At 56.1% G+C, this 15,880-nt stretch carries 11 protein-coding genes, 1 tRNA gene and 1 riboswitch; of the genes, 4 read left to right on the top strand and 8 right to left on the bottom strand.

Translation table 11 applies throughout. The features are described 5' to 3' along the window. Nucleotides 1-334: 334 nt before the first annotated feature. The 3 genes from msrQ to clpB all read right to left on the bottom strand — a co-directional run bounded on the left by msrQ (nucleotide 335) and on the right by clpB (nucleotide 4,690). Nucleotides 335-940 (bottom strand): protein-methionine-sulfoxide reductase heme-binding subunit MsrQ, encoded by a 606-nt coding sequence (gene msrQ, locus FHS72_RS02910; protein WP_183525355.1) that lies wholly within the window; start codon nucleotides 938-940, stop codon nucleotides 335-337. A 15-nt stretch (nucleotides 941-955) separates the two neighbouring features. Next, the gene (gene msrP, locus FHS72_RS02915) at nucleotides 956-1,864 is read right to left on the bottom strand and encodes a protein-methionine-sulfoxide reductase catalytic subunit MsrP (RefSeq protein ID WP_183526494.1); all 909 of its coding nucleotides are present in this window, start codon (nucleotides 1,862-1,864) and stop codon (nucleotides 956-958) included. 213 nt (nucleotides 1,865-2,077) lie between these two features. Further along, the gene (clpB, locus tag FHS72_RS02920) at nucleotides 2,078-4,690 is read right to left on the bottom strand and encodes an ATP-dependent chaperone ClpB (protein WP_183525358.1); all 2,613 of its coding nucleotides are present in this window, start codon (nucleotides 4,688-4,690) and stop codon (nucleotides 2,078-2,080) included. A 538-nt stretch (nucleotides 4,691-5,228) separates the two neighbouring features. Between clpB and pyrF the strand changes: the two genes are divergently transcribed. Both pyrF and FHS72_RS02930 read left to right on the top strand, forming a co-directional pair. Continuing rightward, nucleotides 5,229-5,933 (top strand): orotidine-5'-phosphate decarboxylase, encoded by a 705-nt coding sequence (pyrF, locus tag FHS72_RS02925; RefSeq protein WP_183525361.1) that lies wholly within the window; start codon nucleotides 5,229-5,231, stop codon nucleotides 5,931-5,933. Between the two features lie 315 nt (nucleotides 5,934-6,248). Then, entirely contained in the window at nucleotides 6,249-6,458 is a 210-nt protein-coding gene (locus FHS72_RS02930) for an orotidine 5'-phosphate decarboxylase (protein WP_183525364.1), read from the top strand. A 111-nt stretch (nucleotides 6,459-6,569) separates the two neighbouring features. On the opposite strand, the gene FHS72_RS02935 is transcribed toward FHS72_RS02930, so the two are convergent. The 4 genes from FHS72_RS02935 to FHS72_RS02950 form a co-directional block, all read right to left on the bottom strand. Next, nucleotides 6,570-6,842, bottom strand: coding sequence for an NfeD family protein (locus FHS72_RS02935; protein WP_183525367.1), 273 nt, complete (start codon nucleotides 6,840-6,842; stop codon nucleotides 6,570-6,572). 1 nt (nucleotide 6,843) lies between these two features. Beyond that, nucleotides 6,844-7,734: an SPFH domain-containing protein gene (locus FHS72_RS02940; RefSeq protein ID WP_183525369.1), complete on the bottom strand. Its 891-nt coding sequence runs from the start codon at nucleotides 7,732-7,734 to the stop codon at nucleotides 6,844-6,846. A 40-nt stretch (nucleotides 7,735-7,774) separates the two neighbouring features. After that, nucleotides 7,775-9,025: a D-amino acid dehydrogenase gene (locus FHS72_RS02945; protein ID WP_183525372.1), complete on the bottom strand. Its 1,251-nt coding sequence runs from the start codon at nucleotides 9,023-9,025 to the stop codon at nucleotides 7,775-7,777. A 33-nt stretch (nucleotides 9,026-9,058) separates the two neighbouring features. Further along, a riboswitch (glycine riboswitch) is annotated at nucleotides 9,059-9,154 on the bottom strand. 162 nt (nucleotides 9,155-9,316) lie between these two features. Then, nucleotides 9,317-12,892, bottom strand: coding sequence for a hydantoinase B/oxoprolinase family protein (locus FHS72_RS02950; protein ID WP_183525375.1), 3,576 nt, complete (start codon nucleotides 12,890-12,892; stop codon nucleotides 9,317-9,319). A gap of 117 nt (nucleotides 12,893-13,009) precedes the next feature. On the opposite strand from FHS72_RS02950, the gene FHS72_RS02955 reads away from it, so the two are divergent. Together FHS72_RS02955 and FHS72_RS02960 are read left to right on the top strand one after the other, a co-directional pair. After that, nucleotides 13,010-13,086 (top strand) — tRNA-Met (locus tag FHS72_RS02955). A 399-nt stretch (nucleotides 13,087-13,485) separates the two neighbouring features. After that, nucleotides 13,486-14,895 carry an FAD-binding oxidoreductase gene (locus FHS72_RS02960; protein ID WP_183525378.1) on the top strand — a complete coding sequence of 470 codons (1,410 nt, stop codon included), beginning with the start codon at nucleotides 13,486-13,488 and terminating at the stop codon, nucleotides 14,893-14,895. 3 nt (nucleotides 14,896-14,898) lie between these two features. Here FHS72_RS02960 and hemC read toward each other — a convergent pair whose 3' ends face one another. Then, entirely contained in the window at nucleotides 14,899-15,840 is a 942-nt protein-coding gene (gene hemC, locus FHS72_RS02965) for a hydroxymethylbilane synthase (RefSeq protein ID WP_183525381.1), read from the bottom strand. Nucleotides 15,841-15,880 lie beyond the last annotated feature (40 nt).

Below are 15,880 nucleotides of genomic sequence, written 5' to 3' on the forward strand. Positions count from 1 at the left end.
CTCCGCGTCTCCGCTTCGTTCCGTCCGCTGCACCGTGTCTGCTTGTCTGCGTCTCCGGTAAAGGGGCTTCTAAGGATAGTACACTGAGGCCGCAAGTGCTTTTTTCGGCTTTTACGAACTTTTTATAAAAAACCTAAAATCTCCATGTTTTTAGCGGCTTAGGGTAATTTCCGTTCGCGGACCCTAGGTCGCGGTGCAAGATCATTAGGCGGAATGTGAAATCAGCCTTTATCAATCTCAAAGCCCGCGTGTTCAGATGGCCTTGTACGCCAGTGAGGGGCCAATCTCTGCGACTCAATCGGGGCAAACCACGTAGATGTCGTAGTGATTTGCTTTAAGCCATCACAGATTTTCGGCGATTCCACTTTAACCGTGCCGCCAGCAGCGCAAGAATCACGATCATGTAGATGATCGGCTCGATTTGAAAGCCTTTCACGAGCCATAGGTAGTGCACCCCGCCCAATATCGCGATGAGGTAGGTCAGCTTGTGCAGCTTGCGCCACGCAGCTCCACCTAGTTTGCGCAGTGATCGGTTGTTCGATGTGATCGCCAGTGGAATCATCAATACAAACGACACCATCCCGACTGTTACATAGGGGCGTTTCACGATTTCCTGCCAGACCCGTGCGAATGTACCGACATCCAACAATGCCCATACGCAGAAATGCGCAAGGATATAGAAGAAGGTCGTCACGCCGAGCGCACGGCGGAACTTCAACAAATTGATTCCCGCGTATTTTCGCAGAGGCGTCACAGCCAGACCCGCAATAAGCAGCTTTAGCCCAAGCGCGCCGTATTCACGTTCCAGCGCATTGATCGGCTCAGGCCCAAGGCCGCCAGTCAGACCGAGGTAAAACAACCACGCCGCCCATGCAGCACCAACCATGTATATAGTCCATGCAGGAATGCGGCGCAGCGTGGTGTTTATCGTGTCGATCATCGTGGCGCCTTTGGCTTAAAATTTCTCGGACAGATCCATGCCGTCGTACATGCTGGCGACGTCTTTTTCGTAGCCGTTGAACATCAACGTGTCCTGACGTGCGGCAAACAGACCGCCACCGATCACGCGCTCTGACGCTTGGGACCAACGCGGGTGGCTGACTTCCGGGTTCACGTTGGAATAGAAGCCGTACTCGCGGGCGTTGGTTTTGTTCCAGCTTGTGTCCGGCTCTTCATCGGTCAACGTCATACGCACGATAGATTTGATCGACTTGAAGCCGTATTTCCACGGCACGACCAGCCGGATCGGCGCGCCGTTCTGGTTCGCTATCGGCTCGCCGTAGATTCCGGTGGCCATCAATGTCAGCGGGTTCATCGCCTCGTCCAGACGCAGACCCTCTACATATGGGAAGTCTAGCACACCGCGGCGCACGCCGATCATGTTGTCGGGCTGCACGACGGTTTCGAAGGCCACGTATTTGGCATCCGACTGCACTCCAGCTTTGTTCAGGATGTCCGCAAGTTCGACACCATTCCAAGGTACGACCATCGACCACGCCTCGACACAACGGAACCGGTAGATGCGTTCTTCGATATCGAGACCATCCATCAAGTCAGCCAAGGCGTATTCGCCCGGATTATCGACCATACCGTCAATCGTGATTTTCCAGTCAGCCGTTTCAAGCTGATGGGCGTTGTTAGCAGGATCGCTCTTGCCGGTGCCAAATTCGTAGTAGTTATTGTAGCTGGTGATTTCCTCAAGCGTGTTCGGCGTCAACTCTTCGCCCGCGGCATTGGCAGATGTGCCGACCAAGCCGATCGCGCCAAGCCCAGCAGTGCCAGCCAAAATCTGGCGACGGTTCAGGAATGCCGCCTTGGGCGTTACATCTGCGTGTGTGAGGTCGTTGGTCCAGCGATAAGCCATAGTGTCTCCGATCATCATGCGTGTTGCATCTTACTTAGGGGTATATACGTCGTTTCCTAAGATAAGTTTCTCACATTGCCGCCAATTCCTGAAACATATGGGAAATACGCCTGTTTTGCGGGGCTTGCGGGGTGTGGTCGCACGCAGTCGGAAACGAAAAATCCCCCGCTGCCTGAGACAACGGGGGATAAATGTAGCTTAATATCGCGTTAGTTAGTGGACGACGGCATCATTCGGTTTGGGCCGTTTGGTGCCCGACACGCGGTCCCCAACAATTAGACCATCCGCACCGGCACTGACCGACACCTCTGATCCGTCCAGCACATCACCGGCCAAGATCATTTCGGCCAGTTGGTCCTGCAAGGCCCGTTGGATCACCCGTTTCAGCGGACGCGCACCAAACACCGGATCGTAGCCTTCGTCGGCGAGCCATTTCAGCGCACCATCATCCAGCGACAGATTGATGTTCCGATCCGCGAGACGTTTGTGCAAACGCCGCATCTGGATTTCAACGATGCCAGCCATGTCTTCACGGGCAAGGCGGTCAAAGATGATCGTCTCATCGAGGCGGTTCAGAAACTCTGGCCGGAAGTGCGCACGCACAGCATCCATCACATCCCGCTTTGCGCCAGACGCATCTGCCCCGTCGGGCAGTTGGCTGAGCGATTGCGCCCCAAGGTTCGACGTCAGAATGATCAACGTCTGCTTGAAATCCACGGTCCGGCCCTGACCATCGGTCAGCACACCGTCATCAAGAACCTGCAACAACACGTTGAACACATCAGGGTGCGCCTTTTCGACCTCATCGAACAGGACAACCTGATACGGCCTGCGCCGCACAGCTTCGGTCAGAACGCCGCCTTCATCATAGCCAACATAGCCCGGAGGCGCACCAATCAGACGGGACACCGCGTGTTTCTCCATGAATTCGGACATATCAATCCGAACCATCGCGTTGTCATCGTCAAACAGGTACTCTGCCACGGCTTTGGTTAACTCTGTCTTACCGACCCCTGTCGGCCCAAGGAACAAGAACGACCCAAGCGGGCGATCCTCGTCGTTCAGTCCAGCACGGGACCGACGTACAGCATTCGCAACAGCACGCACGGCTTGTTTCTGACCGATCACGCGGCGGCCAAGCTCGTCTTCCATGCGCAGCAGCTTGTCGCGTTCACCTTCCAGCATCTTGGATGTCGGGATACCGGTCCAGCGTTCAACCACCTGCGCGATCTGCTCGGGGCGCACGGCCTCTTCGACCATCATGTCTTCGGACGCTTCGGCCTCGGACAGTTTGCGTTCCAAATCAGGGATCACGCCATAAGATAGCTCACCCGCCTTCGCGAGATTCCCTTCACGTTTCGCGATATCCAGCTCCGCCCGCGCACGATCTAGCTTTTCCTTCACCTCACGGGTGCCTTCAAGCTTGTCCCGCTCGGCCTGCCATTTCGCGGTCATCTCTGACGCGCGGTCCTGCAAATCTGCCAATTCCTTGCGCAACTTATCAAGACGGTCCACAGACGCGGCATCGTCTTCTTTCTCAAGCGCCATTGCTTCGATCTGCAACTGCATGATCTGACGATCCAACTGATCCAATTCTTCGGGCTTGGAATCCACTTCCATCCGCAACCGCGACGCAGCCTCGTCAACCAAGTCGATGGCTTTGTCAGGCAAGAACCGATCCGTGATATAGCGATGCGACAACGTCGCCGCCGCGACCAAAGAGCTATCCGAGATCCGCACACCGTGGTGTAACTCGTACTTCTCTTTAATGCCGCGCAAGATCGACACCGTGTCTTCAACAGTCGGTTCTTCGACAATGATCGGCTGGAATCGACGGGCTAACGCCGCGTCCTTTTCTACATACTTGCGGTATTCATCCAGCGTTGTGGCACCAATGCAGTGCAGCTCGCCCCGTGCGAGCGCAGGTTTAATCAGGTTCGCGGCATCCATCGCGCCGTCAGCTTTACCAGCGCCGACAAGCGTGTGCATCTCGTCGATGAACAGAATGATTTCGCCCGCTGCGGTTTCGATCTCTTTCAACACCGCTTTCAGACGTTCTTCAAATTCACCGCGATATTTCGCACCAGCAATCAACGCACCCATGTCGAGCGACATCAGACGTTTATTGCGCAGGCTTTCCGGCACATCGCCATTGACGATTCGCAGGGCAAGACCCTCGGCAATCGCTGTTTTACCAACGCCAGGTTCACCGATCAAAACAGGGTTATTCTTGGTCCGACGCGAAAGCACCTGCATAGAGCGACGGATTTCCTCGTCGCGGCCAATGATAGGGTCAATCCGACCTTCGCGCGCAGCCTCGGTCAGATCGCGGGCATACTTATTCAGCGCGTCAAATCCATCCTCAGCCGACGCACTATCAGCAGTGCGGCCCTTGCGGATGTCATTGATCGTGGCGTTCAACGCTTTCGCATCAACGCCACCTTGATCAAGCGCGTCTTTCGCCTTTGACTTAATCATCGCGAGCGCCATCAACAGGCGTTCAACGGTGACAAAGCTGTCGCCAGCCTTTTCCGCCAGCGTTTCAGCTTCGGCCAAGATCTTGCCAGTTGTAGTATCCATGTAAATTTGCCCAGCGTCACCGCCAACGACAGCAATTTTGCTGACCGCGGCATCAACGGCCTGACGTACAGCAGCCGCATCAGCGCCGGACTTGTTGATCAAGTTTGCCGCCAGCCCTTCGCCGTCGTCCATGAGCGCTTTGAGCAAGTGTTCCGGTGCAAGCCGCTGATGGCTTTCCCGCATCGCAATAGTCTGTGCAGCTTGAACAAAACCGCGCGACCGTTCTGTGAATTTGTCAAGATTCATCATCTTCTCCTTTGATAAGCGCCCTGACATTCGAGGTGCCCGACATTGCGGCACACCCCTGTTTGGGCCTCGTTATTAAGATGGGTAGCACTGGCATCGCTTACAAGATTTCCACGTAAATTTTGCTCAGGGGGAAACTGCGAATGCCTTTCCCATAACATCCCACAACCCCAGATGGCACATTGAGTGCAGGAGGACGTCATTATGCAAAGCACAAGCCAACTCTCGATTGCCTCGACCCCAAGTCGGATATTCCCCCTCTCACCAGAAATGGTGCGGCAACTGCTTAATGATGACGTCTCTGACCTGCGAAAAGCCGAAAGTAACGGTCACAGCAGGGCGGCGTAAAGTACAGTTCCGATCGGTTCCCACGTTGGGTGATCGGTTATAACGATTACTTTGTTAAAGTCGAAAGAGGTGCGGTCCTTCCCAAGAGGTCGCACCTTTTTCTATTCCGGCTCTCTATTTTCAGGCGCAAATATTGACCATCGCGGCCATTTGGGTCACTCGCTGTGAAACCAGATGTAAGGATTCCCCCATGACCCTGCCCGCAGATGACCGCCTGATTGTTGCAATGGATGTGCCGAATGTGGTGGCTGGCATGGCGCTTGCCGACCAGTTGGGCGACAGCGTTAGTTTCTACAAGATCGGGTTGGGGATGCTGACAGGCGGCGGGCTAGCACTTGCCAATGAGCTGAAGCAAGAACGCGGCAAACGCATTTTTCTGGACATGAAATTTTTTGATATTGGCGCAACCGTTGAGGCAGCCGTGCGCGGCATCGCCCAATACGACCTCGATTTCCTAACCGTCCACGGCGACCCCTATGTTGTGAAAGCCGCCAAAGAAGGCGCTGCGGGAAGTGATCTGAAAATTCTCGCCGTGACCATCCTGACCTCGCTCGATCGCGACGATCTGGACGGGGCATGCATAAAAGACGGGCTTATCCCTGATCTCGTGCAAGAACGGGCTGGTCGTGCATTAGAAGCTGGCGCCGACGGCGTCATCTCTTCACCACATGAAGCCGCGTTGATCCGCGCCTTGCCACAATCAAACGGCAAACTGATCGTCACACCGGGCGTGCGGCCTGCTGGGGCGGACCATGGCGATCAAAAACGGGTGGCGACCCCTGCGATGGCAATCGCGAACGGCGCGGACCATGTTGTCGTCGGACGCCCAATCTGGCGCGCGAAAAGCCCGTTGCAAGCGGCGCAAAGCATCCTGTCTGAAATGACAACCGCCTAAAAAGTAGCACTAAATCTGCAGAGCGACCCAAAGTTGGCGATATTTTCTCGCCAGCCAATATCCTTATTTTTATAGCATATTCGCAAGACTCACGTAGTTTCACGTCAGTGTGACCCGTCTGCGGGAACTAAATCGCCGTTCCTACGTTATCTACACAAGAAATGTGTAGGAGATGGCAAGGCAGATCAAAGACTTACAGCACAGAAACCAAACGGTGGATGAAGCGCAAGTCGGATCGGCGAAACCAGTCCAACACCCCAAACGAACAACGATCAAGATCGCCGCGCTGCGCGGCCAGAATAAGAGAGATACGCCATGAACATCAGCCTCGGAGACGTCCACTACAACGCAACAGCCGGTGCATTTGAAGCACGGGTCGATATCGCACGTGAAGAAGCAACGTACCGCTATCCGTGTTCAGTTGCTGGTCCCGTTACGATGGATATGGCGCACGTGCGTGAAAGCCTGAAGCGGCGCGCCGTGCATATGTCCGATAGCAGCCCAGACCTGCTCTCGCACAACTAGGCTAACCCTGCTGGTCAAATCGCAAGCGCTACATCTGTCCCTCGTAAAACTTGCCCCAAGGATTTGACCGCGAACTGCCCGACGCTTCACGCGTCGGGCATTTTTTATGGCTCAGTTGTCGTTAATATCAGTGTCGAAAAAGGTCACTTGGCCCGTTTTCAATCCGAACATCCAACGCAACCCGAGGTATGATCCCAGCGATAGCACAGCAAAGATCACTAGCGTAATTGGCAATGACATGCCCGCAACGCCGATCAGTAGCAACGCACCCATAACCAGCGCGCCCATTGCGAAACCAAGGAAAATCCATCCAGGGATGATTACCTCGGCAGTTGCCAGCAGCAATGCTGCGGACATCCAGACCCACCATTGTTCGTGCAACATTTTACTTACCTTTCAACATGCTAAACGCATTCCCGAAGGCCTCGATTGCATTAGCTGGCAGAATAATCGTCTGCTTACCTTCACTCGCACCCAAGGCATTCAACGCTTCGACTTGTTTCAACGCGACTTGGTACTGCGCGGCCTCTAGGCCGTTTTGCGCTATCGCCACGGCTACAACCTGCGTAGCATAAGCTTCGGCGTCAGCACCAAGACGACGCGCTTTGGCTGCTTGGTCCGCCGCATAAAGATCGGCGTCTGCCTGCAACTCTACAGACCGCTTTTTGCCTTCTGCCTCTGTCACCTGCGCACGCCGCGCGCGCTCCGCGTTCAACTGCTGCAACATCGCCGCACGGGTAGCGGCATCTAGGTTCACATCCAGTATCTCAGCCCGCGTCACTTCGATGCCCCAGTCATCAACCTGCTGGGCGACCTGATCGCGCACAGCGTCGATCAACGTGGCACGGTTAGCTTGCACCTGATCCAGTTCCATCCGGCCAATTTCGGACCGCACGATACCAGCAACAGTGGTCGAGATCGCGGCATCAACGTCGCGAATCCGGTAAACCGTCTTTTCAGGCTCGATAATGCGGTAAAACACCGACGTTTCGACCTGCACCAGCACGTTATCCGACGTAATCGCATCTTGGGTCGCGGTGGGCAACTGACGCTCTAACACGCTGACCTGATGGCGCACACGATCCAGAAAAGGCACGATGAAGTTGATGCCAGGCCCAAGAACAGACCGCAAACGGCCTAACCGTTCAACGACATACTTTTCAGACTGCGGTACGATCCGCACACCAGCCATGATGCAGACGACAATGAATACGGCTAACAAAACGAAAACGAGGTTTTCGTTCAATAATGAGAAAATGAAGTCTTCTAAAGACATGTGAACACCCTTTTGTGAATGGTATTCACATAATCGTCCCTTAGCTCATTTTCAATTCACTACTGTTCGTCGTCCCGATCTGTGTCTTCTGAAACGCATCAGCGACAGTCCCGCCAATGATATCAGCGGTTGCCGCACTCAGCGTCCAACCAAGATGTCCGTGGCCTGTGTTGTAGAACACGCGCTCGGACCGTCCACGACCAACACGCGGCATCATGTTTGGCATCATCGGGCGCAAACCAGCCCACGGCACGCAACTTTCGGTGCTGACATCTGGAAAGTGTTTTTCGACCCAATCGGTCAGCGGCTTGACCCGATCCGCCCGAATATCGCGGTTTTCACCGTTAAATTCGGCAGTTCCTGCAACGCGGAAACGATCAACGCCCAAACGAGACGTCACGATTTTCGCTTTATCATCCAACAACGACACATGTGGTGCTGCAGCTTGGGACACGGCATCAGGCAGGTTTACCGTGATCGAATACCCCTTCACCGGATAGATGTTCACGCGATCGCCCAGTTTCTTCGCAATACTACGCGATCCGACACCTGCGCTGACGACAACACCATCATAGCGCGTTTCGTCTTTTGCACGGATCGTCACTGCATCGGCGTCAGACCGAATATCTGTGACCGCATGGCCAAGCTTGAAATTCACGCCCTGCCGTCTGAGCCAATCCGCCAAGCCAACGGTAAACTTATGGATATCGCCAGTGCTATCGCTCTCGGTCCAGAACCCGCCGATCACATCGCCGCGCAATGTCGGTTCTTTGGCGAGCACCTCTGCGGACGTCAGTTCGGTCCGTGTCAGCCCACCTTGCGCCAGCAATGTGTTCACCCGCCGCGCATGATCCAAGTCTTTCTGCGCATTATAGAAGTGAAGAATCCCCGCTGGCGTAAAATCAAAATCGACGCCCGTGTGATCCGCCATTTCAGCCAGCCCAGCGCGCGCCGCAACTGCCAGCTTTGTCGTCTCAATCGTGTTCGTCTTGTAGCGCGGGATATTTCCGAGAAATTCCGCCATCCACGAAATCTTGTGCCACTGCGGACGCGGGTTCACGGACAGTGGCGCATCAGATTGCATCATCCACTTGATACCCTTGATCACCGTGGACCATTGGTTCCAAACTTCGGCATTTGACGCAGACAACTGACCGCCATTGGCAAAGCTGGTCTCCATCGCCGCGTAGCGCTGACGGTCGTAAACCGTCACATCAAAGCCGCGTTTGTGAAGCGAATAAGCAGTAGTAACGCCAGTGATACCGGCACCAAGAATAGCAATATGAGGCATGGCAAAATCTCCGCCATTGGACGCTTGCGCGCCGTTGCCCCCGCCGTCTTTGGACCTGAGAGATTCACCCCAACAACAGGGCTTGCTCCTTCGGTGGACCATCAAAGGTCTCTCTTCGGCGTGTTATGCCCTTGCACCGGTCCATTTGCCTGAGAGTGACCGGGGCGGTTGCTCCTTCGGCGACGGATTAAACCGGCTCTCCCGGTGCGGACGTCTTGCGCGTTTCGTATCGGAAACAATCGTTCCGATCAATGAAAATCGACAGACATCCGCGTGAGAGTGACAAAAATCCTACGCAGCCCCCCAGCCACCGCCGCCGGGCGTTTTCATGATGAATGTCGCACCGGCTGGCAGGTCGATTTCATCGTTGCCTTTCAACGCAACAATCCGTCCATCGGGCATCCGCGCCGCGTTCTCGCCCGCCTGCCCTGTGTCCCCGCCAGCCACCCCGAACGGCGGCACAATCCGATGCGAACACAGCGTCGTCACGGTCACATCCGTCAGGAACGTCATTTCGCGCAACGCCCCATGGCCTCCGCGATATTGCCCCGCCCCACCGGACCCATGCCTGATGCCAAAGGTATCTAGCCGCACGGGAAACCGTTTTTCCAATATCTCGGGGTCGGTCATCAGCGTATTCGTCATATGCGTTTGCACGGCGTCGCAGCCATTGAACGTAGGTCCAGCGCCAGTGCCGCCAGCAATCGTTTCGTAGTTCTGGAAATCGTCGTTGCCCCAAATGAAATTGTTCATCGTCCCTTGCGAACAAGCCATTGCGCCCAACGCCCCATAAAGCGCATTGCACGCCGCCTGTGACACCTCGGTGTTGCCAGCAATCACAGCAGCCGGATAGCGCGGGTTTAACATTGATCCTTCGGGGGCGATGATGGTGATGGGTTCCAAACACCCTTCATTCAACGGGATATTGCTGCCAACCAACGTGCGGAACACGTACAGAACAACCGCACGGCATACCGCAAATGGGGCATTGTAGTTGCCGCTGTGCTGGTCGCTGGTCCCTGTGAAATCAACGGTCGCGTGGCGCGTGGCGCGATCAACGCTGACCTTCACCTTGATCACCTGACCTTCGTCCATTGGATAATCAAACGCGCCGCCTTCGAGCGTATCAATCACGCGCCGCACGCTTTCCGCCGCGTTGTCTTGCACATGCGCCATATAAGCGGTCACGACATCTGCACCGTAAGTTTCACAGACCTTGAGCAGCGCCTGCCGCCCCGTCTCGTTCGCCGCGACTTGGGCTTTCAGGTCGGCCATGTTCTGCGGAATATTCCGGCAAGGGTATTTGCCCGACGCCAGCACTGCTTCGGCCTCATCACCCAACAGACGGCCACCGCGCACAAGCTGCACATTGTCGATCAGCACACCTTCGTCGTCGATATGCGTGCTGTCAGGTGGCCCCGATCCGGGGGTGCGCCCACCGATATCCGCATGATGGCCGCGCGATCCGAGCCAGAATGCCGCTTTACCATCCACAAAAACAGGCGTCACAACCGTCACGTCGGGCAAATGCGTCCCGCCATTATAAGGCGAATTCAACATGTAGGCGTCACCCTCAACCGCATCGGGGTTCAAGCGCATGACGGTTTTGATGCTGTCCGACATCGACCCAAGGTGGACAGGCACATGCGGGGCATTCGCGACAAGATCACCCTGCGCGTCAAAGATCGCACACGAGAAATCGAGCCGTTCTTTGATATTCACCGACCAAGACGTATTGGCCAAGGTCGCGCCCATCTGGTCCGCGACGGACATAAACAGGTTCGACATGACCTCTAACACAATCGGATCGGCCTTTGTGCCAGCCGCGGGCGGGCGATGTGCGGCCCCTTCGCGGGTCAAGATCAGGTTGCCAGCCGCGTCAATCGCGCCGGACCAACCGGGCTCAATGATATTTGTGCCCGTCGGCTCGAGCACAATCGCAGGCCCTTGAATTTTCGCACCGACACCCAGCGTCGTGCGATCGTATAGCGGCACGTCCTGCGGATCATCAAACGCAACAGGCGTTTGCGCTATCGGCGTCGCGATAGCATCGCCGTTCACGACAGGTGCGGGTGGCGTCGTGGCACCGCCAATCGCTTCGGCGCTCAGCATATCGAACAAAATCGACCGCTCTGGCGATGTGAAGCCAAAACGCTGCTGATGCGCCGCCTCAAAATCCGCTTGCATTGTGGCGGGCGTACCAAACGGCACCTCTAACGGCTGATGCGATCCGTCGTAGCGCAAATGCGCCCGTGCTTCGGTACGGATATCGGTCACACCTTGATTGCGCACCTCGTTTTCAACCTCACTGCGAAGCTCGGCCAATGCAGCCTCTGCCGTTTTCATATCCTCAAGCGGTGCATCCAGTTGCACTTCGCGCAGTGCCCTAATTTCAGCAAGCCCCATGCCAAAAGCGGACAAAACACCCGCATGCGGATGCACAAAAACACGGCTCATGCCCAGCGCGTCAGCCACAAGACAAGCATGCTGCCCCCCTGCCCCGCCAAAGCATTGCAGCGTATAATCCGTCACGTCATGGCCGCGCTGGACCGATATTTTCTTGATCGCGTTCGCCATGTTATCCACGGCAATCCGCAGGAAACCACGGGCGATATCTTCTGCACGACCGGGGCTTTCGCCAGTCTCGTTGCTGACCTGTTCAATCAGGTCCGCGAATTTTGCGACAACCGCATCACGATCAAGCGGTTGATCCCCGTTCGGTCCAAACACCGCTGGGAAATGATCAGGCGACAGTTTGCCCAACATCACGTTGCAATCGGTCACGGTCAGTGGGCCGCCGCGCCGATAACACGCTGGCCCCGGATCGGCACCCGCGCTTTCAGGCCCCACCTGAAAACGACCATCGCGAAACGTACAAATCGACCCGCCACCAGCCGCCACCGTGTGGATATCCATCATCGGGGCACGCATTCGCACGCCAGCAACTTCGGTCTCAAAGCTACGTTCATAATTGCCCGCATAGTGGCTGACGTCCGTTGACGTCCCGCCCATATCAAAGCCGATCAGTTTATCGTGGCCAGCCAGTTCTGCCGTTTTGACCATACCGACAATGCCGCCTGCAGGACCGGACAGGATCGCATCCTTGCCTTGGAATAGCGCCGCATCGGTCAAACCACCCGAGGATTGCATAAACAATAGACGACCACAGACACGGCCCACGTCCAGCGCGCTTGCCACTTGATCCACATATCGACGCAGAATCGGGGACAGATACGCATCGACAACGGTCGTATCGCCACGCGACACAAGTTTGGCGAGGCGCGAGGTCGCATGGCTAGTCGAAACTTGGGTAAATCCGATGTCTCGGGCGATGTCAGCGGCGGCGTCTTCGTGGATCGGGTTCAGATATCCATGCAAAAACGCAATCGCCACAACCCGCAAACCAGCATCAAAGGCCGTTTGTAACGCTTCGCGCACCGCCACTTCATCCATCGGATCAACAATCGCGCCATCCGCATCCAACCGTTCGGGGATTTCAGCGACGGATTGATACAACAACTCAGGGCGAATAATCTCAAGGTCGAACAGCTTCGGGCGGTTCTGGTAGCCAATCTGCAGAAGATCACCAAAGCCCTTGGTAATGAGCAGCAAAACGTCTTCGCCTTTGCGCTCGAGCAAGGCATTTGTGGCAACGGTTGTGCCCATTTTCACCGCACGAATCGACCCTGCGGGAGGCGTGTCCGTCTCCATCAGGTCTTTGATCCCCTGCACGGCGGCATCGACATAACGCTCAGGGTTTTCTGACAGCAATTTATGGGTCAGGATTCGTCCATCCGGCGTCTGACCGACAACATCCGTGAACGTGCCACCGCGATCAATCCAGAATTCCCACTGCTTTGCTGTCATATCGGCCCTCATTTGTTGTGAAATTGTTGTAGGGGGCGGCGAGACCTAAGGAAAGCGCAGATCAATGTCAGTTTAGGTTTGACACCTTGTGACGCATTGCGTAATCGGTGCCACGTTGGCGCGGTAGCTCAGTTGGTTAGAGCGATCGACTCATAATCGATAGGTCGGGAGTTCAAGTCTCCCCCACGCCACCACAACACCCCTCAGTTATAGCTGAACCCTTGCACCTCCCCGATAGCCCGACTTGACGCGTTCGCTATCGCGAGCCACGTTGAGTGCGGGAGTTCAAGTCTCCCCCACGCCACCACAAAACCCCTCAGTTATAGCTGAGCCCTTGCACCTCCCCGATAGCCCGACTTGACGCGTTCGCTAGCGCGAGCCACGTTGAGTGCGGGAGTTCAAGTCTCCCCCACGCCACCAACCTGCCCCTGCAATACCAACTATATTTGATGCGTGATCGCGCGGCTTTTTGCGCATATTGGGGGCCAGCCCCCAAACCCCCGGGATTTAGAAGAAGTCAAAGAAGCCAGAGTGGGTCTTTCCTCTGCTTGCGTCACCCAGTAGCTTGACTGGTGATGATAGAGGGCGAGCGTATGTCAATTCTGAATGATCTCAAAAACGTGCTTGGTGCTGAGTACGTGCTGACTGGCGATGCCACGGCAAAGTGGCAAAAAGACTGGACCGGCGATTACGAGCTCAACCCAGCGGTTGTCGTCCGTCCCGGCACAACCGCAGAGGTGGCGGCTGTTTTGCGGATCGCGAATGAAGCTGAATTTGCGGTGGTTCCTGTGTCTGGCAACACGGGATTAACCGGCGCTACAGCCAACAATGGCGCGATCATGCTGTCCGTTGATCGTTTGAACGATGTCCGCAAAATCGACCCTGATGCGCGATCCATGACTGTCGGTGCAGGCATAATCCTATCCTCGATCCATGACGCTGCTGACGCCCATGATCTGATTTTTCCGCTGATCTTCGGCGCGCGTGGCAGTGCGATGATCGGCGGTGCTCTGTCTACCAATGCGGGTGGCTCAAACGTCTTGCGCTACGGCAATACTCGCGATCTTTGCCTCGGCATCGAAGTTGTACTTGCCGACGGGCGCATAGTGAACCTGATGAGCGAGCTGCACAAAGACAATTCTGGCCTCAATCTGCGCCACCTGATGATCGGGGCCGAGGGCACCTTGGGGGTTATCACCGCCGCCGTTCTCAAGCTGTTTCCCAAACCACGCGCCTACGCGACCGCAATGGTCGCAGTCCCGACGATTGAAGACGCTTTGCGCTTGCTGAACCAAATCCAAGACGCCACTGGCGGTGCTGTCGAGGCGTTCGAATATATGCCGCGCCCTTACATTGATCGCCATATCGAGCGGATTAAAGACGCGCGACGGCCGTTCGATGACGCCTATGACGTGAATATCATGATCGAAATCGGGGCCACCGCACCGAAAGATGCAACGCCCCGCGACAATGGGGCAATTCCGGTTGTTGCCCAACTTGAAGAAACGCTTGCAGCGATGTTCGAAGACGGCCGTGTTCTGGATGCTGTTGTGGCTCAAAACGAGGCGCAACGCCGCGAAATGTGGGCCCGTCGCGAAGCCGCTGGCGAGATTCTCTTCGATGCTGGCCATTGTGTGAACACTGACATCGCAGTGCCACTGAGCAAGGTAGGCCCTGCCCTGCGCTCGATCACCACACGCCTACAATCCATTGACCCGGACGTGCACGAAATCATCGTGGCGCACCTCGGCGACGGCAATATTCACCACACGTCCTACCCTAGCCGCAACGAGCCGGACATCATGGCCGCAATGATCGAAGCCGTGGAAGATGTCGTTCAGGAATTTGGCGGTTCGTTCAGTGCAGAGCACGGCGTTGGCAAATCGAAACTGGACACAATGCGTCGCCGCAAAGACCCTGTTGCCCTTGATGTGATGCGCGCGATTAAATCCGCCGTCGATCCCAAAGGTATCATGAACCCCGGCAAGGTGATCCCGACTTAACGTTTAGTGATGTAAAAAACCGGGGCCTGCGCGGTCCAGCAGCTTTGCCGCCATTTCGCGACCCAATGCAGCGCCGTCTTCGATCGGGGCGGTGGCGTCGTCGTTTAGAACTTCTGACCCGTCAGTGCGCAGTATCTCGCCGCGTAGGCGCAGCATTCCACCGTTCAATTCTGCCAAAGCTCCAATCGGGGTTTCGCAAGACCCGTCCAGCGCCTCTAGGAATGCGCGTTCTGCCGCCAACCGCTGACCCGTTTGAATGTCATGCAACGCGGTCAGCATTTCAGCCGCACGGGTGTCATCGCCGCGCCGTTCAATCCCGATGGCCCCTTGGGCCACGGCAGGTAACATATCTTCGGGTGCAATCGCGGTTTTCGGCACGCCCTCCATGCCAAGCCGGTTCAGCCCCGCCATGGCCAAGAACGTCGCCTCTGCCACGCCCTCCGCCAGCTTTTTCAACCGCGTCTGCACGTTGCCGCGGAACTCGACGACATTCAGATCAGGACGACGGGCCAGCAATTGCGCACGCCGCCGCAACGATGACGTGCCGACAGTCGCCCCCTGTGCCAGTCCCGCGATGCCCGTACAGGTGTTGGAAATAAACGCATCGCGCACATCTTCACGCGGCAGATATGTATCTAAAAGCAACCCAGCAGGCTGCAAGACAGGCATGTCTTTCATCGAATGTACGGCGATATCAATCGAGCCATCCAGCAGCGCATCTTCGATCTCGCGGGTGAACAACCCCTTGCCGCCGATTTCCTTCAGCGCACGGTCCTGAATGATGTCGCCCGTCACCTTGATCACGCAGATTTCAAACGCAGCTTCGGGCAAGTCAAAGGCGGTCATCAGCCTGTCGCGCGTCTCGAACGCTTGGGCCAAGGCCAGCGGAGAACCACGTGTTCCAATGTTGAACGGTTGGGCGGGTGTCGGCAAATGCAATGTCATGGGCGCTGTTTAGTCGCGTGACCCCAGCGTGACAACTCTC

Source organism: Yoonia ponticola (genome assembly GCF_014199395.1).
In the GTDB taxonomy this organism is placed as follows: Bacteria; Pseudomonadota; Alphaproteobacteria; order Rhodobacterales; family Rhodobacteraceae; genus Yoonia; species Yoonia ponticola.

Coding starts and splice junctions, on each gene's coding strand:
- FHS72_RS02935 (WP_183525367.1), bottom strand. CDS start 6,842: ATGTTGCACGAACAATGGTGGGTCTGGATGTCCGCAGCATTGCTGCTG.
- msrP (WP_183526494.1), bottom strand. CDS start 1,864: ATGGCTTATCGCTGGACCAACGACCTCACACACGCAGATGTAACGCCC.
- pyrF (WP_183525361.1), top strand. CDS start 5,229: ATGACCCTGCCCGCAGATGACCGCCTGATTGTTGCAATGGATGTGCCG.
- FHS72_RS02960 (WP_183525378.1), top strand. CDS start 13,486: ATGTCAATTCTGAATGATCTCAAAAACGTGCTTGGTGCTGAGTACGTG.
- hemC (WP_183525381.1), bottom strand. CDS start 15,840: ATGACATTGCATTTGCCGACACCCGCCCAACCGTTCAACATTGGAACA.
- FHS72_RS02940 (WP_183525369.1), bottom strand. CDS start 7,734: ATGTCTTTAGAAGACTTCATTTTCTCATTATTGAACGAAAACCTCGTT.
- msrQ (WP_183525355.1), bottom strand. CDS start 940: ATGATCGACACGATAAACACCACGCTGCGCCGCATTCCTGCATGGACT.
- FHS72_RS02950 (WP_183525375.1), bottom strand. CDS start 12,892: ATGACAGCAAAGCAGTGGGAATTCTGGATTGATCGCGGTGGCACGTTC.
- FHS72_RS02930 (WP_183525364.1), top strand. CDS start 6,249: ATGAACATCAGCCTCGGAGACGTCCACTACAACGCAACAGCCGGTGCA.
- FHS72_RS02945 (WP_183525372.1), bottom strand. CDS start 9,025: ATGCCTCATATTGCTATTCTTGGTGCCGGTATCACTGGCGTTACTACT.
- clpB (WP_183525358.1), bottom strand. CDS start 4,690: ATGAATCTTGACAAATTCACAGAACGGTCGCGCGGTTTTGTTCAAGCT.